18 protein-coding genes and 1 pseudogene are annotated in these 23,142 nt (G+C 62.2%); 12 read left to right on the top strand and 7 right to left on the bottom strand.

What is annotated here, in order from left to right; translation table 11 throughout:
* Positions 1-73 precede the first annotated feature (73 nt).
* A pseudogene (locus ACOZ32_RS13795) lies at positions 74-283 on the top strand (site-specific integrase); the annotation flags it as partial.
* A gap of 351 nt (positions 284-634) precedes the next feature.
* On the opposite strand, the gene sph1 reads toward ACOZ32_RS13795, so the two are convergent.
* Together sph1 and rdfA are read right to left on the bottom strand one after the other, a co-directional pair.
* Positions 635-2,524 carry an SMC-like protein Sph1 gene (gene sph1, locus ACOZ32_RS13790; protein WP_010904164.1) on the bottom strand — a complete coding sequence of 630 codons (1,890 nt, stop codon included), beginning with the start codon at positions 2,522-2,524 and terminating at the stop codon, positions 635-637.
* 104 nt (positions 2,525-2,628) lie between these two features.
* On the bottom strand, positions 2,629-3,258 hold the full coding sequence (rdfA, locus tag ACOZ32_RS13785; protein ID WP_010904163.1) for a rod-determining factor RdfA: 630 nt from the start codon (positions 3,256-3,258) through the stop codon (positions 2,629-2,631).
* 604 nt (positions 3,259-3,862) lie between these two features.
* Here rdfA and ACOZ32_RS13780 point away from each other — a divergent pair.
* The 5 genes from ACOZ32_RS13780 to arcD all read left to right on the top strand — a co-directional run bounded on the left by ACOZ32_RS13780 (position 3,863) and on the right by arcD (position 10,157).
* Complete coding sequence (locus ACOZ32_RS13780; protein WP_010904162.1) at positions 3,863-4,654, top strand: IclR family transcriptional regulator; 792 nt, start codon at positions 3,863-3,865, stop codon at positions 4,652-4,654.
* Between the two features lie 78 nt (positions 4,655-4,732).
* Entirely contained in the window at positions 4,733-6,190 is a 1,458-nt protein-coding gene (arcA, locus tag ACOZ32_RS13775) for an arginine deiminase (RefSeq protein WP_285254546.1), read from the top strand.
* A gap of 238 nt (positions 6,191-6,428) precedes the next feature.
* Complete coding sequence (arcC, locus tag ACOZ32_RS13770) at positions 6,429-7,352, top strand: carbamate kinase (RefSeq protein ID WP_285254545.1); 924 nt, start codon at positions 6,429-6,431, stop codon at positions 7,350-7,352.
* A 56-nt stretch (positions 7,353-7,408) separates the two neighbouring features.
* On the top strand, positions 7,409-8,296 hold the full coding sequence (gene argF / locus ACOZ32_RS13765; RefSeq protein WP_010904159.1) for an ornithine carbamoyltransferase: 888 nt from the start codon (positions 7,409-7,411) through the stop codon (positions 8,294-8,296).
* 403 nt (positions 8,297-8,699) lie between these two features.
* Positions 8,700-10,157, top strand: coding sequence for an arginine/ornithine antiporter ArcD (gene arcD, locus ACOZ32_RS13760; protein ID WP_010904158.1), 1,458 nt, complete (start codon positions 8,700-8,702; stop codon positions 10,155-10,157).
* 150 nt (positions 10,158-10,307) lie between these two features.
* Here the strand turns inward: arcD and ACOZ32_RS13755 are convergent, their stop codons facing one another.
* From ACOZ32_RS13755 to pyrB, 3 genes are all read right to left on the bottom strand, one after another.
* Positions 10,308-12,203: an arginine--tRNA ligase gene (locus ACOZ32_RS13755; protein WP_010904157.1), complete on the bottom strand. Its 1,896-nt coding sequence runs from the start codon at positions 12,201-12,203 to the stop codon at positions 10,308-10,310.
* Between the two features lie 130 nt (positions 12,204-12,333).
* A complete protein-coding gene (pyrI, locus tag ACOZ32_RS13750; protein WP_012289641.1) occupies positions 12,334-12,798 on the bottom strand; it encodes an aspartate carbamoyltransferase regulatory subunit in 465 nt (154 codons plus the stop codon).
* Positions 12,791-13,723, bottom strand: a complete 933-nt coding sequence (gene pyrB / locus ACOZ32_RS13745) for an aspartate carbamoyltransferase (RefSeq protein WP_012289640.1) — start codon at positions 13,721-13,723, stop codon at positions 12,791-12,793. The genes pyrI and pyrB overlap by 8 nt, the downstream gene beginning before the upstream one ends.
* 314 nt (positions 13,724-14,037) lie before the next feature.
* Here pyrB and ACOZ32_RS13740 point away from each other — a divergent pair, with 314 nt between their 5' ends.
* The 4 genes from ACOZ32_RS13740 to queC all read left to right on the top strand — a co-directional run bounded on the left by ACOZ32_RS13740 (position 14,038) and on the right by queC (position 17,488).
* Positions 14,038-15,321 carry a dicarboxylate/amino acid:cation symporter gene (locus tag ACOZ32_RS13740; protein ID WP_049892719.1) on the top strand — a complete coding sequence of 428 codons (1,284 nt, stop codon included), beginning with the start codon at positions 14,038-14,040 and terminating at the stop codon, positions 15,319-15,321.
* A gap of 134 nt (positions 15,322-15,455) precedes the next feature.
* Positions 15,456-15,908 (top strand): 6-pyruvoyl trahydropterin synthase family protein, encoded by a 453-nt coding sequence (locus tag ACOZ32_RS13735; RefSeq protein ID WP_010904153.1) that lies wholly within the window; start codon positions 15,456-15,458, stop codon positions 15,906-15,908.
* Positions 15,908-16,681, top strand: a complete 774-nt coding sequence (locus ACOZ32_RS13730; RefSeq protein ID WP_010904152.1) for a 7-carboxy-7-deazaguanine synthase QueE — start codon at positions 15,908-15,910, stop codon at positions 16,679-16,681. The genes ACOZ32_RS13735 and ACOZ32_RS13730 overlap by 1 nt, the downstream gene beginning before the upstream one ends.
* Positions 16,682-16,798: 117 nt before the next feature.
* On the top strand, positions 16,799-17,488 hold the full coding sequence (gene queC / locus ACOZ32_RS13725; RefSeq protein WP_010904151.1) for a 7-cyano-7-deazaguanine synthase QueC: 690 nt from the start codon (positions 16,799-16,801) through the stop codon (positions 17,486-17,488).
* A 54-nt stretch (positions 17,489-17,542) separates the two neighbouring features.
* Here the strand turns inward: queC and ACOZ32_RS13720 are convergent, their stop codons facing one another.
* Positions 17,543-18,922 (bottom strand): hemolysin family protein, encoded by a 1,380-nt coding sequence (locus tag ACOZ32_RS13720; RefSeq protein WP_010904150.1) that lies wholly within the window; start codon positions 18,920-18,922, stop codon positions 17,543-17,545.
* 71 nt (positions 18,923-18,993) lie between these two features.
* Between ACOZ32_RS13720 and ACOZ32_RS13715 the strand changes: the two genes are divergently transcribed.
* Together ACOZ32_RS13715 and ACOZ32_RS13710 are read left to right on the top strand one after the other, a co-directional pair.
* Positions 18,994-20,415: an alkaline phosphatase gene (locus ACOZ32_RS13715; protein ID WP_010904149.1), complete on the top strand. Its 1,422-nt coding sequence runs from the start codon at positions 18,994-18,996 to the stop codon at positions 20,413-20,415.
* Positions 20,416-20,525: 110 nt separating this feature from the next.
* Positions 20,526-21,548: an AIR synthase family protein gene (locus ACOZ32_RS13710; RefSeq protein WP_012289639.1), complete on the top strand. Its 1,023-nt coding sequence runs from the start codon at positions 20,526-20,528 to the stop codon at positions 21,546-21,548.
* Positions 21,549-21,566: 18 nt separating this feature from the next.
* On the opposite strand, the gene ACOZ32_RS13705 is transcribed toward ACOZ32_RS13710, so the two are convergent.
* Complete coding sequence (locus ACOZ32_RS13705) at positions 21,567-23,117, bottom strand: acyl CoA:acetate/3-ketoacid CoA transferase (RefSeq protein ID WP_010904147.1); 1,551 nt, start codon at positions 23,115-23,117, stop codon at positions 21,567-21,569.
* Between the last annotated feature and the right edge of the window lie 25 nt (positions 23,118-23,142).

Raw genomic sequence — 23,142 nt, 5'->3', positions numbered from 1 at the left:
GCGAATAGAAATCTTCTCTTCACTGTTCAGCCCTACGCCATGTGGCGGTTTCGCTCTTAACTAAAGACGAATGGGTGGGCGTCGCGGGATGGGGGAAATCCTCGTGCGGTCGTTCGGGTATACCGTTGCAGCTCGGTACCTGGATAACTCCGAGGAGATGGTTCGACAGCGGTATTCACACATCGAAGCCGGGAAGCTCGGTGATAAGGCTACAGCGGGGATCGAAGACGTGGACCCGGCGCCGCGTTCGTGGAATGGAGACGAGGACAACCCCTCGTCATAAATTATATACCGCGATATCTTTTGCCTGGGTGCTGTTTGGATAGGGTCCTTTGCGCGTGCCTGCAAAGCGCACAGCGTTCAGCATGGAAGGTCGCTCGTATCTGTATACGGGTCATGGACCAGACTCCCGCATGAATTTGAGACATAGTAAGTCTGTCCCAGATTGCGGTTCGATCCATCCACGGGACGTAGGAAGCCAGTGAATACACTCTCAGCAGCATTTCCCAATAAAAGCGACAACGTTCAACTGAAGCACGAGAGTGTCGATCACCCCCGACAGACGATGTACAGCGAGTCGTTCGGACACGTCCGACCCGCCTCTATGGTGCACGACCGAATGCAACGGTCGCTGTTAATTCGTGATTTGAGGGTGGTCTCTCGACTGGGCTGTCTCGTGTGAGATGACATCCCAGTGTTCCGGTGACACCGTTTCACCGTCGAACGATCCAGCTTCGGGATACGCGGTTGTCACCAGGATCTCGGCCGTGTTCTCTAGATACTCGATCATGTGCCGAATGTGTTCCGCTGCGAGCTGTCCGATACCATCCAAAAGAATGCACGGAACCCGGTCGCCGACACTGAACGTTCGGTAGCCCGCCAGCGCCGTCACGATCCCAACCAGCTCGCGCTCCCCCTCGCTGAGAGTGTCTAAATCGGTTGTGTGGCCGTCGCGCGCCAGATTGATTTCGAATCCGACAGTGTCGTTTGCATCGGTCTTCTGGTCGAGGTACGCCCCGTCAAAGCCGGGTGCGAACCGACCGATGATGTCCGCCATCGCTGCGTCGAACTGGTTGACGAGCTCGTTGTACTTCTGTTTCCGGCGCTGTCTGAGGGTTTCAAGCTCGTCTCGCTTCGTCTCCAGCTGTTCTTGGCGGTCGTTTCGCTTCTGCAGTTCCGCTTCGATACGCTCGAGTTCGGCTTGGGCTCGATCCAACTTGGTTTCCGTGCTGCCGATCTTCTGCTGGATCGTTTTCAGTTCGGCGCTGTGCGATTCGCCCGCCTTCTCAGCCGCTTCGTACTCGGCTTCGCGTTGTTCGATCTCCGCCTGAAGCTCCTCGATGGTCGCTTCGATCGACCGGACCTCGTGTTGGTCCTCCTGAATATCGACGCGGAGTCGTTTGATCTCGTCTTCGAGCTCTGCCTTTTGCTGTCGCTTCGACTCGATCTCACGCGTTCGTTGCTGCATCTGAGTCACCTCCTCGGTGAGCGTGGCCCGCTGTTCCCGCAACGATTCCTGTCGGTCACTGATCTCGTTCAGCCGCTCGGTGACCGCTTCCGCCGTGGTCTCCGCGCCGCAGACGAAACACGAGAACGTGTCCCCGGAGAGGGTGCGTTCGACGTCCGTTATGAGATCTATTTCTCCCTCGTCGATGATCGCCTTGGTGCTGCGGTGGAGATCGTCAAGCAGGTCGATTTTCACTGCTAATTCGTCGATTCGGGTCTGCTTTTCGGCGATGTCCGCCTCTGCTGTGGGGGAGTCTGGGATGTCGAGTGATTCGAGCGCCGCCTCCTTGTCGTCGAGTTGCGCTTTCCGGCGGTCGACCTGGTTTTCGAGGCGTTCGAGGCGGGCCTCCTCGCGTTCGAGATCCGACTGTTTGGCCGTCAGTTCGTCCCGGAGGGCGCGCTGATCGGTTTCTTCGTCGACCTTACGTTCGAGTTCGTCACGTGTCTCGTTGAGGTCGCGAAGCTCCCCTTGGAGCCGCGTCACTTTCTGCTGTGCCGCGGGCAGGTCCGCGGAGGCGGCTTCGGCTGCGGCGACTTCGTCTTCGAGCTCCTTGATCTCGCGTTGGAGCGCCTCGATACGCAGGTCGATGTTCTCAGTCTCAAGCGGCTTCTTCAAGAGCTCGGTCAGGCGTTCTTGGTTTTCCTCCCGCACGGCGGCACGGATGGGATTGTCCTCGCCCAGAACAGCAAACAAGCGAGCAGCGATCTGGTCTTGGTCTCGTGTGAGATATGGCGTTCCGCTGCGCGAGATCGCGGGTTCGTCGCTGTCGGTCGCTCGCGTGAGAGAGACGGTGTACGTCTCTTCGTCGGTTTCAAGCGTGACCTTGCCGTCGTCTTCGTTCTCCATCAACGGGTGATCCTCTGTGAGCAGCCCGGTGGTTCCGATTGCGGTCTGGATCGCAGCGAGGAAACTCGATTTGCCCTGGAAGTTCGAAGCTTGAACGATGTTTGGGCCGGGGCGCAGTGTTGCCTCGCCGGAACGAATGCCACCGATGCAAGTTACATCTACGTTCCACATACTCTGAGTTCTAGTTAGATCGATAATAAAAGGAGCGATGTTATACACTCACTAGATGATCCGAGCCGCGGAAACAATAGCGTACTAACAATAACCGGGGCGTTCTAGGCCACGTCGGAATGGGCTCGACAGATGAACCCACGTGTTCGTGCACGGCTGAGCCGGGTCTGCGTAGAACACCCGTCAACGTGGCACTGGAGAATAATCTGTGTTCGTACAGTGGCGTCCGCGCCGTTCGGAAGCTCTCCCTTTCGGTCAAGGGATTGGAGCACGTCTTCGATGTTCGTCCGCATCGTGTCCCGCGCGTATTCGATCTTATCCGATTCCCAGTCGCTGTTCGAGCGCTGTTTGCTTTTGTTCGCGCCGAGACACTGGGTGAGATGGCGGTACATCGTTGATCGCGTGGCGAAGTCGGTGGTGAGCTCCGTTCCGTCGATCCCGTCGTCCGCGAGGTCGTCGATGATTTCGCCGCGCGTCACCGCGTCGTCTGATTGGAGGGCATCGTACTCTGATTGGATGTGGACGTCGATCGCCTTTCGGTTGTGGCTGTCGTAAACCGATTTCAGCAGCTCCGTGTTGAACCAATCCGTAAGCGGTCGTGTAGCAGTCTCAGGGAAGCCGTGGTCACCAACCCAGCGTGCCGCGAGTTCCTCGTCGAATCCGTCTTCGATGGCGCGCTCCCCCAAGTCGTAGGTGGCGATCGTGCGCCCGATCTTACAGCAGTGGTCCGTCATGGTCGTCTCGGCATGCTTCGTTCTCTGTATTCAAACCTGCTGATCAGAGATTGTGCGAATCATCCACGCGTTATTCGGGCCATCACAGCCCAAATGACGCTCCACCCGAGCGACCAGTAGACCATCCCTGATCCCGGTGTGCGTTTCGACCTTGGCGCGTTGTTTGATGTGCTCAAATTCACCGAGCAGACAACGAATAAATCCGAGAGTGTCGTGCAAAAGACATTCAAAGCAGTGCCTGCAGCTATCTGTACACATAATTTAGTCGTATCAGGAGTGGTTACATGCCTTTTTTGAGTACTTCAAACACTCACGGGATGCAGATTTCCATCCTCAATTATCAAAATCTTGTACTGCTAGGACATCGTTAAAGCCTCGTTTCACCAGTTACTGTGCGATACCCGTCTACAATGTGTATAATCGACCGTTTTAGAGAACCAACCAGCGGTACTTGGTCACGGGCCCACCGGAGGCGGAATCGCTTGTACAAGGCGAAAGACTCCACAATAGTGCCATCTCACGATCAAGGACGGTGTTTTTGATAGTTTCAATCCCTGGCCGTGTATTCACGGGAGTATAAACAGTTGCTATCCATACGAGTAGTATGGACCCAGAAGCCGCCAACAACGGTGAGCCGCGACGGATAACATCCGTTCTCAACGCGGTCGAAATCATCGACGCGATCAAAGAACACCGCGGGATAACGCTCCAAGAGTTGACCACCGAACTCGACCTGACGAAAGCGACGATTCACACGTACATGGCGACCCTGCGGCAAGTCGGAATCGTCGAACAAGACGGGGACGGAACGTACCAGCTTGGGGATTGGTTCGTTCCGGTCTCGAACTATGCCCGAAACAGTACTGATCTCTACCGGCTCGGACGCGAAGAGATCGACAAGTTGGCGACCCAGACTCGGCACACGGCTCACCTCGTCACGGAGTCAGACGGCCGCCAGATCGTCCTCTACGAATCGATGGGCGAGGAGTCAGTGACCACCGAGTATCACCTCCGAATGCGGGAGACGCCACGGAAACTCCACACCAGTGCGGCGGGCAAATCGATACTCGCGTTCCTGCCCGAGGGCCGTCGGGAGACGTTGATCTCGGAGATCGAGTTCGGCACGGAGTCGTCCACCCCGATCGGCAGCCCTGATGCCCTCCGCGAGCAACTGGCGACCGTCCGCGATCAGGGATACGCGATCAACGACGAGGAGGAGATCCATGGCATCAGATCGATCGGCGCACCGATTCGTGGCCGAACGGAGGACGTCGCGGGCGCAGTGAGCGTTACCGCACCGAAGACCCGGCTGCAGAACGCGGAGTTCGCGGGGGAAGTCCCCGCACTCGTGATGGAAGCCGCAAACATAATCGAGGTGAGGTTAGAGACAGCGTAGCCGCCGCGTGTCATAAACATCGGTATATTTTGGCGACGGCTTTATCAGGCTATATCCAGAATACTCAACTGAATTCCCATGAGTAGTGAATCACCGGAGTCCGTAGATGACAGCACGAAGGTGCAGGCGACCGCCGAATGGGACCCGCTCCAAGCGGTCCGGATGCACCTCCCGGGGGCCGAAACGTTCGTTGGCATCATGGACCCCGAGCCGAACCTGTTTCTGAACGACTTCTCGCTTGTCGACGCCCAACAGGAGCATCTGAGTCTCAGCCAGGACCTGGAGGCGGCGCTTCCAGCATCGAACCCGATCCATTATCTCCACGACGATCTCGCCAACGGCAACGGCATGAACGCACTGCTCTCCTCGCGAGTCAACTTCGATCTCAGTGAACTCGGAGAGGACGAGCAGGTCAACCGGCGCGACAAGATGTGGGCACGGCTGCACGAGCTCAGCCCACATACGCAGATCCAGGCCGTGCTCGGGAACGCCGAGGTCATCCGGCACCACTCCCACTCCGACGAGGAGGTTCCTGGCTCGAACCCGGACCGCTGGGACACGACGAGTGTGCAGTTGGAGCAGCCGCTCACGAACATGTACTTCCAGCGTGACCAGCAGTTCGTCACGCAAAACGGCGTCGTGCTCTGCTCGATGAAAGAGGACACGCGCAAACCGGAGGTCGACATCGCTCGCGCGTCCTGGGAGGCCCTCGACGGGGACGAATTCGACGTCGACATCGTCGCCGACATGAGCCAGGTTCGGGAACACGACGTAACGGAGCACGTCCCCGAGCGCGACGACATCCAAGAGACGGAAGTGCTCGTTGAGGGCGGTGACTTCTATCCGGCTGGCGAGTTCTCGCTGCTCGGTGTCTCGGCGAAGATTCCCGAAGGAGAGGCGTACCCGAAACACGACATCGCCGAGGATGACACCGAGTACGTCCATCGGACCACGTACGCCGCAGGTCACCGACTCCTGATGGACGACGCCTTCGGATCCGAGGAAGTCGGCCTCGTTCGTGCGCCGTTCGAAGCCGCACAGGCCCACAAGGACGACAACGGGGAAGTCGAGATGGACATCATGCACCTCGACACGTGGTTCAACTTCGTCGACGACGATCTCGTTGTCGCCCACAAGGAACTCGTGGAGAACACGACGCTTGACGTGTACGCACGAACCCACGGCGGCGAGAAGCCGTACACGCTGGAACGACCCGACGTGAACTTCGGGGAGTACCTGCGCGAGAAGGGCTTCGAAATCGTCGACGTGTACGACTACGTTGACCCGTCCCATCCGGACACCGACATGGCGTTGAAGGCCATCACGAACTTCCTGACGGTTGGGCCACGGAAGATCCTGCCAGTCCGCTTCTCCGACGACGACGACGGCGTGATGAAGCAGTTCATCGATGGGATCCAGGAGGACTACGATGTCACGGTCATTCCGGACGGAGAGGGGCGCAAGATCATCAACCTCCGTGCGGGCTACGGGGCGATCCACTGTATGACGACGCCGCTTCGACGCACTCCGGAATAGCGGTCGACGCGGGCATCGGGAGTAGGCACGTCCACCGCGGTTGGGCTCTTCTTTGACTGCGTGTGTCTGCGGTGTACCGGGCACGTTCGTTCCGGCGGTGGGACGTTCACTGTGTTCTGCGGTCCGTGGCTGATCCGTTTCGTGTCAGTGCTGCGCTGTATCGCGGCTTCTGCACGGGGTCGACGGGTGGGAACCGGCGCAAGAGTTTTTGCGTCACCCGTGTAACTACGAGGCACCCATGAGTTACACCGTTGTAGCTCTGGGTGGGAACGCCCTACTCAGAGGTGGCGAAGGATCAATCCAGGACCAGCGAGACACGATCGAGCAGACTGTCCCCCACTTCGTGGATCTCTACGAACGCGGACACGAACTCGTCTTCACTCACGGCAACGGCCCACAGGTCGGACAGCTCCTGTTGCAGAACGAGGAGGCGGAGTCCGCCGCCGAGAAACCGCTGGACGTGCTCGGTGCCGAGTCACAGGCCCAGATCGGATACCTCCTCCAGCAGCAGCTCCGCGAAGAGCTCGGTGAAACACCGGCGACGGTCATCACACAGACGATCGTCGACGAGGACGACCCGGCGTTCGACGATCCGACCAAGCGCATCGGTCCGTTCTACGACGAGGACGAAGCCTCAGAGAAGGACTTCCCTGTCAAGGAGGGCACCGACGGCGACGGCAACGTGGGATACCGGCGGGTCGTTCCGTCCCCGAAGCCGGTCGACATCGTTGAGGCAGAACACATCAAGACGCTCGTCGAAACCGGGAAGCCGGCCATCAGCAGCGGCGGCGGTGGCGTTCCGGTCGTCGAAGACGGTGACAGCCTGACTGGTGTTGCGGCCGTCATCGACAAGGATCGTGCTGCCCAGTCGCTTGCGACCGACATCGGTGCCGATGAGTTCCTCGTGTTGACCGACGTCGATGCGGTCTACCGGAACTTCGGCACCGAGGATGAGGAGGAACTCAGCGAACTCACAACCGAGGAAGCGGCGGACATGCTTGCCGCCGGAGAGTTCGGTGAGGGGAGCATGGCGCCGAAAGTCGAAGCGTGCATCGAGTTCGTCGAAAGCGGCGGTGACCGTGCGATCATCACGAAGCCGGAGACCGCAACCGAGGCGCTCGATGGGGCGGCCGGCACGACAGTCGTGCCAGCCGACGAGTGACCGCGAGTTGGGAACAGTCGAAGGATTAAATAGTCGACCCGGAGATACACAACACGATGGAGCATCTAGTAGACATCAACGACGTCGAGAGCGAAGAGATCGAACAGCTGCTTGACCTGGCGGCGAGCATGAAGGAGAACCCGGGCGAGTTCTCCGGCGTGATGGACAACAAGTCTCTCGTGATGTTGTTCGCGAAGCCGTCGACGCGAACACGGCTGTCCTTCGAGACGGGAATGACCCAACTCGGTGGGCACGGCATCTTCTTCGAGATGGGGTCCTCGCAGCTCAGCCGCGGGGAGCCGATCTCCGACGTGAGCCAGGTGATGTCCCGGTACGAGGACGCCATCATGGCTCGGTTGTTCGAGCACGACGAGATGATGGAGCTTGCTGAGAACGCGGACGTGCCAGTCGTCAACGGGCTGACCGACTTCCTGCACCCGTGTCAGGCGCTCACCGACATGTTCACGATGCAGGAGAAAGACCGCCTCGATACGCTTGCGTTCGTCGGGGACGGAAACAACGTCGCCCACTCCCTGATGCAGGCGTCCGCGAAGATGGGCGTCGACTGTCGGATCGCGACACCCGAGGGAATGGAGCCCGACGAGGAGATCCAGGACCGTGTCAGCGACGCCAACGTGACCGTCACCAACGATCCCTACGAGGCGGTTGATGGCGCGACCGCAGTCTACGGCGACGTGTTCGTCAGCATGGGCGAAGAGGAGCAGCGCGAGGAGAAGCTCGCCGAGTTCGACGGGTTCCAGATCGATCAGGATCTCATGGACGCCGCCCGCGACGACGCGATCTTCATGCATTGTCTCCCGGCCCACCGTGGCGAAGAGGTCACGGCGGAGGTCGCCGACGGTCCGCAGTCGGTGATCTTTGACCAGGCCGAAAACCGCATGCACGTGCAGAAGGCCATCGTCCACACGCTCGTCAACCAATAACTGCATCGACCTCACTGCTTTTTTGTTGCCGTATGCGCTGTGTGAATGGCCAGCGTGAGCGGGACTTGTGGAACAAGCCGCGGTAGTAGTACGGAGGCGCTCATTAGTCTTGCCCACTGGCAGTGGTGTGATGAGCCGGCCTAGGTGTTTGACGTTGGCCAGCAGTGAGCTGACTCAGATGCCCCGAGCATCATATATGAATTATAATAATTATTGCTAGCTGTGGAGTTTGTAGACAATAATTTATCTGAGAATAGGATTAACTACGGCCGTAGGAATTGGCGGTAGCTTTATCCTACCCAGGGAATAACGCCAACACGTAGGAGAATAAGAGATGCTCCTGACGCCACAAACGGCAGCTGATGGATCGCCAACTAAAATGAAAACAAACAAATAATTACCAATGGTAGAATTCGAACCGAGAAGTTACGAGGACTTTGATCCGGAGAAACGACCGTCGTTCGGACAAGCGCTCCTCCCGATCGCTGGGATGATTACGTTCCTGGCCGTCGGTATCGTTCTTTTGGGCCTTGACGCCCAAATGCCCCTGCTTTGGGGGATCGCCTTCACTGGTGTGATCGCACGATACGGCTGGGGATACACGTGGGACGAACTCTTCGACGGGATTTCAAACAGCATTGTCATGGGATTGGGGGCGATATTTATCCTGTTTATTATCTACATGCTGATCGCGTCCTGGGTTGATGCTGGGACGATCCCGTTCATCATGTACTGGGGGCTGGAGTTCCTCACACCGGCGGTCTTCGTTCCGTTGGCAGCGCTCCTTTCGTTCGTGGTTGCGACGGCAATCGGTTCCTCATGGACGACAGCCGGCTCGCTCGGTATCGCGCTGGTCGGCATTGGCTCCGGACTCGGGATCCCAGCGCCGCTGACTGCGGGTGCGATCCTCTCCGGCGTGTACATGGGCGACAAGCAGTCGCCGCTTTCCGACACTACACTGCTCGCCTCGGGTGTCAGTGACGTTGACCTCTGGGATCACGTGCGCGGGATGTTCCCGAACACTATCATCGTTGGGGTTATCTCTCTTGCACTCTACGCCGTCCTCGGGTTGATGGCAGAGACCGGTGGCACTGGTGGTACAGGCGCGGAAGTCGCACAGATCCAGGGCGGTCTGGCAGGCACATACACGCTTTCTGTCCTGGTGTTGCTCCCGCTGGTCATTACCTTCGGGTTGGCGATCAAGGGGTACCCCGCGCTGCCGTCGCTCGGTGCCGGCGTGTTCTCCGCGGCAGGCGTCTCGATCCTCATCCAGGGTCGTGGGTTCGCTGAGGCATGGCAGATCATCTATAGCGGAACAGGACCGAAGACGGGTGTCGACCTCGTTAACAACCTCCTCAGTACCGGTGGGCTTGAAGGGTCGATCTGGGTTATTACCATTGTCTTCGGTGCCCTCTCGATCGGAGGTATACTTGAGGCGACAGGCGTATTGTCGGTTATAGCGCACAACACTGCAAAAGCTGTCGATAGTGTCGGAGGGGCAACTCTTGTCACCGCGCTCGGCCCGCTCGTGATCAACGCACTCACTGCGGACCAGTACATGTCCATCGTTATCCCTGGCATGACGTTCCGCGACCTCAACGACGAGTACGATCTCGACGGAACGAGCCTGTCCCGGACCCTCGAAGAGACTGGGACTGTCTCGGAGCCGATGATTCCGTGGAACTCCGGTGGCGTGTTCATGGCCAGTGCGCTCGGGGTGCCCGTGTTGAGTTATCTGCCGTACTACTTCGTGGGGATTCTCTCGCCCATCCTGGTTGTTATCATGGGTTTCACCGGCTGGAAGATGTACATGAAAGACCCCGAGGAGTCACCCGAAGAGTCGGCCGATACGGCCGCATAACGTCGGCGTCTCGGATCCGGTCTTCGAGCCGTCTTTTTTACTAGTCCGTACGGAAGACACCGGCGCTCCTGTGTCGTTCTTACAGCGATCGTAGTAGCTGCCAACCGAGTTTCACGGACCTCAAAACCGATTCAACGATGTCCAGCGCGGTTACATCTCTTCGAGCACGTCGATGCCGAGCAGGCCGAGGCCGTTGTCGAAGATCTGTGTCGTTGCCTTCGTCAGCAGGAGGCGCTCCGTGCGTGCGTTTTCGGCGTCCAAGACCGCGTTCTTGTGGTAGAAGGAGTTGAACACGTGTGCGAGCTGGAGGAGGTAGTGGGCAAGCGGTGCCGCGTCGTACCGTTCCTCACAGCGTTCCAGGACGAGTGGGTAGCGGGCCAGCTCGAACAGCAGCTCCACATCGGTGTCGTTGAACACCGATGGATCGAGGTCGTCGATCTCGGGAGCGGCGTCCGCTCCGTCCAGAATGCTGTAGCCACGGGTTGCCGCGTACTGAACGTACGGTCCGGTGTCGCCCTCCAGTGCAACCGACTCGTCGATGTCGAACGTCGTGTCGCGTTCGCGTTTGGCCGCCACCATCTCGTATTTGATGGTTGCGAGCGCGATCTTGGTTGCGACCGATTGGGCTTCGGCGTCGTCGATTCGGCCTTTCTCCGCGATGATCTCCTCGGCGCGGTCCTGGGCACGATCAAGGACTTCCCGGGCGGTGATGATCTGTCCTTTCCGTGTCGACATGCTCCCTTCGGGGAGGCTGATCAGCCCGTAATCGATGTGCTTAAGTTTGATGTCGTTGTATCCCATCTTTCGGGCAGCGACGAACAGCTGTTGGAAGTACTGGTTCTGTTCGTTTGCCACCACGTAGACCGACTGATCGGCGTCGTATTCCTCGATCCGGTACTCGATCGTCGCCAGGTCGCGGGTTCCGTACAGCGTCGATCCATCGGACTTGACGATGTAGAACGGATCGAAGTCGGCGTCTTCGAGGTCGTCGTTGGCCTCCCGCATCTGGCGTGCGCGATCGAGCGAGGCGTCCACGTCTGCCGCTTGCGGGTCGCCGACGTTCTCGTAGTCGTCAGGGTACACCGGGATGTACACCGACTCGCCCTCGCCGCGCATCGCGACGTCGTTCTCGATCGCCTTCTCGATGATGACGTCGTTCCAGCCCTCCTGAGCGTAGAAGCTCTCCCCGTTCCAAACGTCGAATGCGACATCGAGGTCGTCGTAGGTCTGCTTGAAGCGATCGATGCTCACGGTACGGAACCGCTCCCAGAGGGCAGTCGCGTCCTCGTCGCCCTGCTCGAGCCGGGTGAACCACTCCTTGCCGCTGTCGGCGTGGTAGTCACGTTCCTCGGTGACGGCGTCGGCGAACTGGTCGGTCACGGTCTCATCGTCTTCGAGATCCGCGAGCATCGAGTCCCGCTGCTCGAACTGCTGGTAGAGATCCAGGAGGTGTTCGATGGCGTCGTCTTCCAGCGTCGCTTCGTCGCCGAACTCGGTGTACTCGTGCATCAGGTTCCCGAACTGCACGCCCCAATCCCCGAGATGGTTGTCCCGCGTGACGTCGTGGCCGCGCGCCTCCAGGATGTTCATCACTGCATCGCTGAGGATCGTGTTCCGCAAGTGGCCGACGTGCAGCGGCTTGGCGATGTTGGGCGAGGACACGTCGGCGAGGATGGTGTCCGGGTCGGCGTCCGTCCGCGTGCCGTACTCCGAACCGTCGCGGAGGATCGTCGACAGCGTCGCGTCTGCCAGATCGGTCGTGTCGGCGTGGTAGTTGATGTGGCCGCCTTCGACGGTCACCGCCTCGACTTCAGCCGGCAGCCCGTTGGAGCGGTGGGCGTCGGCGATCGCCGCCGCGACATCGACCGGGGGCGCTCCGGCCGCGGCCGCGATCGAGAACGAGATCGGTGAGGAGAACTCGCCTTTCTCCTCATCGGTGATGTCTTCGAGTTCGATCGCGGACTGGTCGACTTCATAGTCGTACCCCGCGTCAGAGGTGGCAGCCCGGATTCCAGCGAGCAGTTCCTGCCGAAGGTTATAAAGCATTATATGCGAGCCTTCACCCTCCAGAACGATAAATTCTGCTACATCCGGGCCAGTGGTTCGCCCGGCAGCAGTCGAACAGTAATCAACACAATAACGAGAGAAAGCCACGAAAAACCACGAGTACGGCCGCCTACTCCGGATCTATCAGTGACGGGATGTCCTCACTGACGATCTGTTCGCAGTACTGACATCGCATCCCGTCGTCGAGCACGTCGAACCCGGATCGCACGGGCTCGTCGTTGGCGGTGATGCAGTTGGGGTTCGGACAGGAGAGCACACCCGCAACGACGTCGGGACGGTCGACGCGACGTTTCTCGTCGACCTCGTAGTCACGGACGATGTTGATCGTTGCGTCGGGCGCGATCAGCGACAGGACGTCGACTTCGTCCTGGCTCAGCTCTCGACCCTCGATCTTGACGATGTCCTTGCGGTGGTGGCGTTCCGAGGTGACGTTCATCCCGACGGTGATCTGGTCGTCGCTTGCTCCGTTGGTCCCGAGGATCTGAAGCACTTGCAGCGCCTGCCCGGCCGGGATGTGGTCGATGACGGTTCCGGCCTGGATTTTGCTGACCTGGAGGTGTTGGTCGCTACTCATCGTCGACACCCCCATCGGCGGACAGCACCAGATCCAGCAGTGCCATGCGAACCGGCACCCCGTTGTGTGCCTGCTCGAAGTAGGCCGCGTGGTCGGTGTCGTCGATTTCGGGTGCGATCTCGTCGACTCGCGGGAGCGGATGCATGATGGTCAGGTCGTCTTTGGCGGCTTCGAGGTGGGTGGCGGTGAGTTGGTACTCTCCGGCAACCTTCTGGTACTCGTTTTCGTCGGGGAACCGCTCGCGCTGGATCCGAGTCACGTAAAGGATGTCCAGCTCCGGGAGCACGTCCTCGAAGGAGTCGTGTTCGCGGACACGAGTGCCGGACTCCTGTTCGAGGTCGTAGACGACGTCTCGGGGGAGCTGGAGGCTCTCGGGACTGATGAAGTGTTGGTCGACGTCGAAGTTCGTGAGCGCGCGGGACAGCGAGTGGACCGTCCGCCCGTACTTGAGATCCCCCATGATGCCGATCGTGAGGTCTTCGAGGCCGGCGTTCTCGCGGATGGTGTAGAGGTCCAGGAGGGTCTGTGTCGGGTGATGGCCGGCGCCGTCGCCGGCGTTCAAAAGCGGAACGTCGACGAACTCGCTCGCCATCTGGGCTGCTCCCTGGTTGGGGTGGCGCAGCACCAACGCGTCCGCGTACCCTTCGATGACGCGAACCGTGTCTGCGAGTGTCTCCCCCTTCTTGACGCTTGAGGAGTCTACGGACCCCATATCGACGATGTCGCCGCCCAGGCGTTTCATCGCGGTGTCGAAGCTCATCTTGGTGCGGGTGCTCGGCTCGAAAAAGAGGAGTCCGAGCACGGTGTTTTCGTACCGGTCGGCGAACGCCGACGGGTCGGCGTCGATCTCTGCCGCGCGGTCGAGCACGGTCTCGATGTCCGCCCGGGAGAGTTGTTTGCTCGTGATGATGTGGTCGAGATCCATCACTCTGTGTCTCCGGTCCAGGTGACTTGAATCTTCCTTTCTATCATGAACAACTAACTGATCGAACGTTTCAACGGCATCCGTCGACAGCATCCGCCGATCCCGCTGTGGTCTCGCTAGCTATGGCGCGTTTTTCCGGAATATCCAAACAGGAGCTTTATTCGTGGGAGTTCAAACGCGTGTTGAGTTCCCGACGATCCCATAGCGAATGTGACGAGAACGCCACGGATACGAAGCAGTCGTCATGTGTTTTTGAAACGACGCCAGCATATGGTATCGTTAGCTTTACAGCCAGCATTTCGGAATGCTGTGCTATGTTGAACCGCCTTCGAGACGCATGGGCTGCGTATCGATCCGTTGCGATCATCTACCGGATCGCGGTCGCGTTCGTTCTCGGCTCGGTCTGTGGGCTCGCGGTCGGCGCGCCAGCCGCACAGCTTGAGCCGCTCGGAACGCTGTTCGTTCGGTTGCTCAAAATGATCATCATTCCTGTCGTCGTGTTCACGCTGCTCATGGGAGCGCGGCAGCTTTCGCCGACCCGCATCGGCAAGATCGGCGGCGAGGTGATCGCGCTCTACCTGGGGACGACGGCGGTCGCGATCGCCATCGGGCTGTTGGCGGGCAACCTCATCAACCCGGGAGTCGGGCTTGAGGTGGCTGATGCCGCCGTGGAGACGACGCAAGCCCCGGATCTGGGGACGGTGCTGATGAACGTCGTTCCGACGAACCCGATCGGTGCGATGGCCAACGGGGACGTGTTGCCGACGATCTTTTTCACGATCGCGCTCGGCATTTCGTTCGCGATCCTGCAGGACGAGTTCGAGCCCGGCACACCGGTGCACGACGGTGCACAGGCCGTGTTCAAGATCGCAGAGGCGGGCTCGGAGGCGATGTTCAACGTCGTCTGGGGCGTCATGGAGTACGGCGTGATCGGCGTGTTCGCGTTGATGGCGACGACGTTCGGGGAGGCAGGCGTCGACGCCATCCTGCCGTTCGCAAAACTCATCGGTGCGCTGGCGCTCGCCGTGGTCCTCCACATCGGGGTCACGTATCTGTTCGTCATTCAGTGGGGGCTGCTGCGTGAATCGCCGCGGGCGTTCCTCGCCGGCGCCAAAGAAGCGATGGTGACGGCGCTGAGCATCCGTTCCAGCAGCGGGACGCTGCCCGTCACGATGAACAACGCCGACGAGAACTTCGGGATCGACGAGGAGGTGTACAGCTTCTCGCTGCCGCTCGGTGCGACGATCAACATGGACGGAACGGCGATGTATCAGGGCGTGGCGGCCATCTTTGCGGCCAATCTGGTGGGGCAAACGCTCACGCTCGCCGAACAGGCGACAGTCATCGTGACCGCCCTGCTCGCGAGCGTCGGCACTGCGGGTGTCCCGGGCAGCGGGCTGATCATGCTCACGCTGGTGCTCACGCAGCTCGGGTTGCCGCTTGAGGTCGTCGGCATGGTCGCCGGTGTCGACCCGATCCTCGACCGGCTTCGGACCATGAACAACGTGACCGGTGATCTGGCGGTCACGACGCTCGTCGCGGACTGGAACGACCGGATCGACCGCGAGAACACGGTCTGGGAACGCACCGACGACTGAGCCGGTGTGGCGGGCAACGATGCCCGGACGGGCGCGGCCGCCCGTGACGTGTCCCGGATCGTGGGTCGGCGACGGCAGAGCATCGTGGATATGACTTCGATATTCTTTACCGCATACTCGAAGAATAGGGAGACATGCGTTCAGCACAGTCCAAACGATCACAGTCCACAGCCACCGGGGAGCGGACGCTGCACATCGGGCGGGATCGCCCGATCCGGATCAGCGCCGGCCACCGACTGCAACACCACGACGGCAAGTGTAGCCGCCCACACGGCCACAACTACGAGATCAGCGTCGAAATCACGGGGCAGCTCACGGACGAGGGGTGGGTTGTGGACAAGGGCACAGTCACGGCGGTGGTGTCCGACTGGGACCACCGGTTCCTGCTTGAGGACGGCGACCCGCTCGTTGACGCGTTCCGGGAGGCGGGCGACGGCGACGCGGTTGTCGTGCTCGAACAGCCGCCGACCGCCGAGGTGATGGGCGTCGTGCTGGAGCGGAAGCTCCACGACGCGCTCCCTGAGACGGTGTCAGCGGTCTCCGTCACGGTCGCGGAAACGCCGGCGCTTACTGCTGGCCCGAACTGATGCCGGTCAGCGAAACCACGGACCGGCAGGCGAGCAACGGTGGTGACGGGCCGGCGCTTCCGATCAACGAGCTGTTTTACTCCCTGCAGGGCGAGGGGAAGCTCGCCGGCACGCCGTCGGTGTTCGTCCGCACGAGCGGCTGCAACCTCCGGTGTTGGTTCTGTGATTCATACCACACGTCCTGGGAGCCCACCCACGCCACGATGTCCGTCGACGACATCATCGCGGAGGTGCAGTCGTACGAGCACGCCGACCACGTCGTACTCACCGGTGGCGAGCCACTGCTCCACGACGACGCCGTGGTGCTGCTTGACCGCCTCGCAGCGCTTGGCTACCACACCACCGTCGAGACGAACGGCACCATCCACCGTGACGCCCCCATCGACTTGGCGAGCGTCAGCCCGAAACTCGCCTCCAGCACACCCACGGCCGAGACCGACCCCAAAGGCGACGGTGAGTGGGCGGCCCGCCACGACGCCCGCCGCATCGACGTGGCGACGCTCGGCGCGCTCGCCGACGACTACGACACCCAACTCAAGTTCGTCGTCACCGATCCGTCGGATATGCCCGAGATCGAATCACTGCTTGCGGAGATCAGGACAGCCACTGACACCCGAATCGGCGACGAGGACGTGGTGTTGATGCCGGAGGGCACAACCCACGCGGAGCTCGACGCGCGACGAAACGAGGTTGCGACACTCGCGATGGAGCACGGCTACCGGTATACGCCGCGGCTCCACGTTGCACTGTGGAACGACGCCCCGGAGACCTGAAACAATGACAGACTCCACTGACGATACGATCGACACGAACGCACGCGCTCGGCGCGACCGCACAGCGACGACCAACCGCAGAACGGCCGCGGGTGCCACGCACCCGAGTGGTGGACGATGAGCGCGAAGCGCGCTGTCGTGCTTGCATCCGGCGGGATGGACAGCGCCACCGCCGCTGCGGTTGCGCACAACGCCGGCTACGAGGTGTACATGCTCCACACCTCGTACGGCCAGCAGACCGAGCACAAAGAACACGAGTGCGCAACGGCCCAAGCAGCGGCCCTCGGTGCCGCGGACTTCCTCCATTTGACCACGGATCACCTCTCGAAGATCGGCGCGTCGAGCCTCACTGACGACGAGATGGCGGTCGCGGACGCCGACATGGAGAGCGACGAAATCCCCACCTCCTACGTGCCGTTCCGGAACGCCAACCTGCTGGCGATGGCGACGTCGTACGCCGAGGCCAACGACTGTGAGGCGGTGTTCATCGGCGCGCACAGCGAGGACTTCTCGGGGTATCCGGACTGCCAGCCCGCGTTCTTCGAGGCGTTCCAGCAGACCGTCGCTGCCGGCACCAAACCCGACACCGAAATCAGCATCAACGCACCGTTCGTCGACTGGTCGAAGACCGACATCGCCGAGCGCGGCCTGGAACTCGGTGTCCCCTACGAGCACACGTGGAGTTGCTACCGCGCCGAGGCCCCCGCGTGTGGGACGTGCGACGCGTGTGCGTTCCGCCTCCAGGCGTTCCAGAACCTGGGCGAACGCGACCCGATCGAATACGCCGAGCGCCCGTCGTACACGTAATGGCGGCCGTTCGCGCGCCCCGGTGGAAACGGCGAGCGCCGGTGACCGCTCCGGTCAGGAGTCGGGAGTCACCGTCAGCGACGTGATCCGTGCGCCGTCGACGCCAGTCACGCGGAACGTGTGCGTGTCGATCACGGCACGATCACCGACCGTGGGGGCGTGCCCGAGTCGGCTGACCACGAGCCCGGCGACGGTTTCGACCGCCTCGTTCTCGAAATCCGTGCCGAGGTGGTCGTTGAGTTCGGTGATCGACACCGCGCCAGGAACCTCGTAGCCGCCATCGTCGCGGGGCTCGATGGACTGCGCGTGGGTCGCCAGATCGAACTGGTCGCGGATGTCGCCGACGATCACTTCGAGGGCGTCTTCGATGGTTGCCAACCCCTCGAAGGCACCCCATTCGTCGATGACGACCGCCATCTGGCGGTGCTCGGCCTGGAACTCCGCGAGCAGCTCGTCGACGCGCAGCGTCTCGGGAACCACGACGACCGGCCGGCTCAGCTCCCGGGCCGTGACATCGCCCGACTCGTCGATGGCGTCGCTGGCGCGCAAGATGTCTTTCACGTCGACGAACCCGATCACGTCGTCGTCCGGGCCTTCGGTGACCGGGTAGCGGGTGTATTCGCCGCTGGCGGCCATCGTTCGGAGTTCGGGGAGCGGAGTGTCTGCGGACACGCTGGTCACGTCGGGGCGTGGCCGCATGATCTCACGAACAGTCGTGTCGTCGAGGCTGAAGACGTGCTCGATCATCGACACCTCCGCCGGGCTGATCCGGCCGGCGGCGCTGGCTTCCGAGAGCACGCTCAGGATCTCCGGCTCGGTGTGGGTGTCGTGGCCCTCTGTCTCCGGGGAGACGCCGATGAGTTGGACCGACCGTGTCGCGATGCCGTTGAACAGGATCGTGCCCGGCAGGAACACGTAGTAGAACAGTTTCATCACGGGCGCAACCACGAGCGCGACGCGCTCGGCGCGCTGGATCGCGATCGTCTTCGGCGCGAGTTCGCCGTACACGACGTGCAACAGGGTCACGATCCCGAACCCGAGGGCCACAGTCACGGTGTGGCGAACGGGAGCCGGGAGCACCGGCTCCAGTAGTGGGTCGACCAGAACCGCGACCGCGGGTTCACCGACCCACCCGAGCCCGAGCGACGCGATCGTGATCCCGAGTTGGGAGACCGCGAGGTAATCATCGAGGTTGTCCGTGGCTTCCTTGACCGCCGTTGCGCCACGCCGTCCGTCCTGAACGAGCGTCTCGACGGACGCCGACCGCAGCCGCACGAACGCGAACTCTGCGGCGACGAAAAAGCCGTTCAGGACGACGAGGAGGAGGGCGAGCGCGATCCGACCAACCGCAAGTGACGTAGCTGACACTACGCACGGCGTTCGCCGGCCCCGCTCATCTGCCTTCCGAAGGGCGCTGGGGTGACGCCACCGCATATATAGGCGTCCGGACGACTATTATAAGTGGCTTTGAGCGCAGTGGTGGTACAGCCGTGTAGAGCGATCAGATGCCAACACCGCACACCACAGAGTCACCCAGTGTCGATCGGCGCACGTTCCTGGCGGGCCTCAGCGGGGCCGTCGCCGGGGGCGCAGTCGCGTCACAGTTCCAGACAACGGCGCGCGCACAGGCCACGGCGTCCCCGGCTGCGAACGCCATCGCGTACATCGTCGATGGGATGGGGCAGACACAGATCTCCGCCGCGCGCTACCTCAACGCCTACAAGACAGCGCCCGAGCGCTTCCCGCTGAACGTGAGTCCGGCCGAGACGCCGACCGGGTTCGACGCGTTCTCGTCCCGCGGTTCGATGACCACGTTCCCCGATGACCCCTACGAGACGACCACCGACTCGGCGGCCGCCGCAACCGCGTTCGCCAGCGGCGTCAAAACCTACAACGGAGCGATCGGTGGCGTCCAAACCTCAGGCGGCGGGTTTCAGCGCGTCGATACGGTCCTCGAACGGGCCAGCGCCCAGGGGTACGCGACCGGCCTCATCACGACGACCGAGGCGACACACGCCACACCCGCAGCGTTCGCGGCACACGTCGAGGATCGCGGCAACCAGACCGAGATCGCGCGCCAGTACATCGAAGAGACCCAGCCGGACGTGATTCTCGGGGGGCAGCGCCGCGACTTCGAGGCGGACGCGTCCAACGGCGGCACGCTGGTGGATGCGGCCAGGGACAACGGCTACACGATCGCCGAAACGGCGGCTGAACTGGACGCGGTCGACGACCCACCCGTACTCGGGCTGTTCAGCCAGGAGAGCCACCTCGACTACTACCTGGACCGCAAAAACGACCCCGAGAACACACAACCCAACCTCGATGCGATGGTCGACGCGGGGGTTGACCTGCTCTCGTCGGCCGGCGACCCCGACAAGGGGTTTTTCCTGCTGGTGGAGTCCGGGCGCGTCGATCACGCCGGCCACGCGAACTACCCCGCCCAGGTCGCCGAACAGTACGAAGCCACGCAGGTGGCGGGCCAGTTGGTGGAGTACGCCGAGACGACCGCCGAGCCGACGTTCCTCGTTTCGACCGGCGACCACGAGTGTGGCGGTCTCACGCTGGGTCGCGACTCGCCCTACGAGGTCGAATACGACGTGCTCGCCGCGCAGAAAGCGACCACCAGCCGGCTTCGGGATCTCCTCGCCGGGGTCCGGAGCGCTGACGAACTGGAGTCGATCGTCGCCGCTCACACGGGCATCACCGCACTGACCGACCGAGAGGTGGCAAAGCTCCGCGACGCTCCGGGTTCGATCAGCACGATTCTCGCGGAGCGAGCCGGGATCGCGTTCACCACCGACGGACACACGGGCACCGACGTGCCGGTGTTCGCACACGGCCCGAACGCGGCGCGGTTCGACGCCGCACGCGACAACACTGCGGTCGCCGACGCGCTCGCTGCGGCGCTCGGTGTGTCCCTGTAAGCCGCGGCCGCATCCGGTGTTTTTTACTGGTGGGTGTGCGGACGGAGCAGTATGTCACGCCCGTCCTGTGAGCCCTTGACAGCGAACGACGAGTTGTTCGGTGGTCTCCCGTGACCAGCCAGATCGGGAAGATCGACGCCGAGTTCTTCGCACAGCACCTGTCCCCGAACCTCGGTGCGGACGACGACGCGGTGACCGTCGGCCCCCAGTACGGGGTTGACTTCGGTGTGCTCTCGATCGGCGGCCAGCGCCTCGTCGTGAGCGCGGACCCGGTGTCAGTGAACCCCGGCGTCGGGATCGAGCGCGCCGGCCGGCTGGCCCTCCACAGCGTGCTTTCGGATGTCGCCGTGAGCGGGGTTCCGCCGTCGTTTCTCTCCATCACCCTGGTGCTCCCGGCGTCAGCACGAGACGACACCATCGCGGCGCTGTGGGACGCGATGGCCACGGAGTGTGAGCGGCTCGGCGTGAGCGTGGTCACAGGACACACCGCGCGCCAGGACGTGTCGTTCCCCTGGATCGGCGGCGCAACGGCCATGGGTGTCGGTGACCCCGCCGAGATCGTCCGCCCCGATGGGGCCACCGCGGGTGACACGGTGCTCATGACGCACAGCCCCGGGGCAGAGGTCGCGGGGCTGTTCGCCGCGCTGTTCGGCGACCACCTCGATGTCGCTGACGACACCGTCGAGCGCGCCGACGCGCGGCTCGAGGACACCACAGTGGTTGGCGACGCGTGCGCCGCGGCGTCCGCACCCGTGACCGCGATGCACGACGCAACCGAATGCGGCATTCAAGGGGCGCTGGTGGAGTTGGCGACGGCCGCCGGCGTTTCGATCAGCGTCTCCAGCGACGCCGTCCCCGTTCCCGAGGACGTGAGCGCCGTCTGTGCGGATCTCGGGCTCGACCCGTGGCAGGTTTCCTCGCGTGGCACGCTTCTCGTCACAGTCCCCGAGGCGCACGCCGACACGGCGATGGCTGCACTGGACGCACGGAACACTCCCGTGGCCGCGATCGGGACAGTGAGTGAGGGCAGTGGCGTGACCGTCGATGGGACGCAGGTCGTGCACCCGGGGAGCGATCCCGCCTGGACAGTGTTCAGTGCGCTTCAGCGGGACGCCGCCGCTCGTTCGCCGTGAGCTGCGGCCGCCGTGCGATCACACGACATCGGTGAGATCCGGCGGCGCGTCGGCGAACAGCCGCGCCGGCATCACGCCCAGTGGGTCCGCAACAGCGGGGTCGAACCCGAGCTGTGCGATCACGGCTCCGGGGTCGATGCCGGGTGCGACCTCCGTGAGTGTGAGGCCGTCAGGCGTCAACTCGAAGACGGCGCGCTCGGTGACGTACACAACCGACTGGTCGGTTTCCAGCGCGTGATCAGCGCTGAATGTGACGTGTTCGACGTCCTCGACGAACTTCGAGTGCGCCCCCTCGGATGTCACCGTGATTGTTCCGTCGGCGACCGCGACCGAGAGACCGCCCGTCGTGAGCGTGCCACAGAACACGACTGCAGCGGCGTTCTGCGTGATGTTGATGAACCCGCCACAGCCCGGGAACTGGGAGCCGAACCGGCTGACGTTGACGTTTCCCTGCGCGTCGACCTGCGCCATCCCCAAGAACCCGACATCGAGTCCGCCGCCGTCGTAGAAGTCGAACTGCTGGGGTGAGGACACGAGGGCATCGTGGTTGACTGCCGTTCCGAACTCGATTCCGCCGGACGCAGCCCCACCAACCGGTCCGGACTCCACGGTTTCCGTGATCGCGTCGCCGACACCTCCCTCAGCGGCGGCCGTTGAGACGAGTTCGGGGATCCCCACGCCCAGGTTGATGACCGCGCCCGCGTCGAGTTCCATTGCGGCGCGGCGTGCGATGATCGTTCGTTCGTCGATCGGGAGCGGATCCGTACTGGGCGTCGGTGGCTTGACTGTGCCGCTGTGTGCGGGGTCGTAGGCCGAGCCGTACGTTTGTGGGTGGTCTTCCGGCGATGCCTCGACGACGGAATCAACGACCACACCGGGTACAGCGACATCGTGGGGCGCGAGTGTCCCCGCGCTCGTGACGCGCTCGACCTGCGCGATCACCCTGCCGCCGGTGTTGTGTGCGGCTTGGGCCAGCGCCAGCATGTTCGAGGCGAGTGCCTCCCGCTCCATGGTGACGTTCCCGTGCTCGTCGGCCGTGGTGCCGCGAATGACCGCGACGTCGATCGGAACCGCGTGATAGAACAGGTACTCAGTGCCGTTGAGTGTGACGCGCTCGACGAGGTCCTCGCTCGTGACGGCGTTGGCTTTGCCACCATCACGTCGTGGGTCAACGAACGTGTCCAGTCCGACATGCGTGATCGTTCCAGGCTTGCCAGCCGCGGTGTCCCGGAGCAAGTGATCTAGGACGCCAAACGGGAGGTTGTACGCCTCGATTTCGTTGTTAACGACTGCCGCCATCAGGTCCGGTGTGAACCCCCAGTGACTGGCGATCGTCCGTTCGAGCATGCCCTCCTGCACGAGATGTGAGACGCCATGTCCTTGCCGGTCGCCCTCTGCCGCGGGCTGGTAGAGTGTGAGATCCTGCGGAGCCCGCGTTCGCTCATAGCGGTCGCCCAGCGCAGCAAGGACTGCTTCCGGGATGCCAGTCGCCACGAACCCCCCGATCCCAACCGTGTCACCGGACTCGACGCACGCGACCGCCTCTCGACGTGACTGTTGTGTTACCATACAGCCCCGTGCAAGGCCAGATAGT

Origin of the sequence: Halobacterium sp. MBLA0001, from assembly GCF_049705385.1 — an archaeon.
Classification (GTDB): Archaea; Halobacteriota; Halobacteria; order Halobacteriales; family Halobacteriaceae; genus Halobacterium; species Halobacterium salinarum.
This window is presented reverse-complemented; position numbering and strand designations above follow the sequence as displayed.

Coding starts and splice junctions, on each gene's coding strand:
- rdfA (WP_010904163.1), bottom strand. CDS start 3,258: ATGACGGACCACTGCTGTAAGATCGGGCGCACGATCGCCACCTACGAC.
- queC (WP_010904151.1), top strand. CDS start 16,799: ATGAGCGCGAAGCGCGCTGTCGTGCTTGCATCCGGCGGGATGGACAGC.
- ACOZ32_RS13720 (WP_010904150.1), bottom strand. CDS start 18,922: ATGCGGTGGCGTCACCCCAGCGCCCTTCGGAAGGCAGATGAGCGGGGC.
- ACOZ32_RS13705 (WP_010904147.1), bottom strand. CDS start 23,117: ATGGTAACACAACAGTCACGTCGAGAGGCGGTCGCGTGCGTCGAGTCC.
- arcC (WP_285254545.1), top strand. CDS start 6,429: ATGAGTTACACCGTTGTAGCTCTGGGTGGGAACGCCCTACTCAGAGGT.
- pyrI (WP_012289641.1), bottom strand. CDS start 12,798: ATGAGTAGCGACCAACACCTCCAGGTCAGCAAAATCCAGGCCGGAACC.
- sph1 (WP_010904164.1), bottom strand. CDS start 2,524: ATGTGGAACGTAGATGTAACTTGCATCGGTGGCATTCGTTCCGGCGAG.
- argF (WP_010904159.1), top strand. CDS start 7,409: ATGGAGCATCTAGTAGACATCAACGACGTCGAGAGCGAAGAGATCGAA.
- ACOZ32_RS13715 (WP_010904149.1), top strand. CDS start 18,994: ATGCCAACACCGCACACCACAGAGTCACCCAGTGTCGATCGGCGCACG.
- ACOZ32_RS13740 (WP_049892719.1), top strand. CDS start 14,038: ATGTTGAACCGCCTTCGAGACGCATGGGCTGCGTATCGATCCGTTGCG.
- ACOZ32_RS13780 (WP_010904162.1), top strand. CDS start 3,863: ATGGACCCAGAAGCCGCCAACAACGGTGAGCCGCGACGGATAACATCC.
- arcD (WP_010904158.1), top strand. CDS start 8,700: ATGGTAGAATTCGAACCGAGAAGTTACGAGGACTTTGATCCGGAGAAA.
- ACOZ32_RS13730 (WP_010904152.1), top strand. CDS start 15,908: ATGCCGGTCAGCGAAACCACGGACCGGCAGGCGAGCAACGGTGGTGAC.
- arcA (WP_285254546.1), top strand. CDS start 4,733: ATGAGTAGTGAATCACCGGAGTCCGTAGATGACAGCACGAAGGTGCAG.
- ACOZ32_RS13755 (WP_010904157.1), bottom strand. CDS start 12,203: ATGCTTTATAACCTTCGGCAGGAACTGCTCGCTGGAATCCGGGCTGCC.
- pyrB (WP_012289640.1), bottom strand. CDS start 13,723: ATGGATCTCGACCACATCATCACGAGCAAACAACTCTCCCGGGCGGAC.
- ACOZ32_RS13735 (WP_010904153.1), top strand. CDS start 15,456: ATGCGTTCAGCACAGTCCAAACGATCACAGTCCACAGCCACCGGGGAG.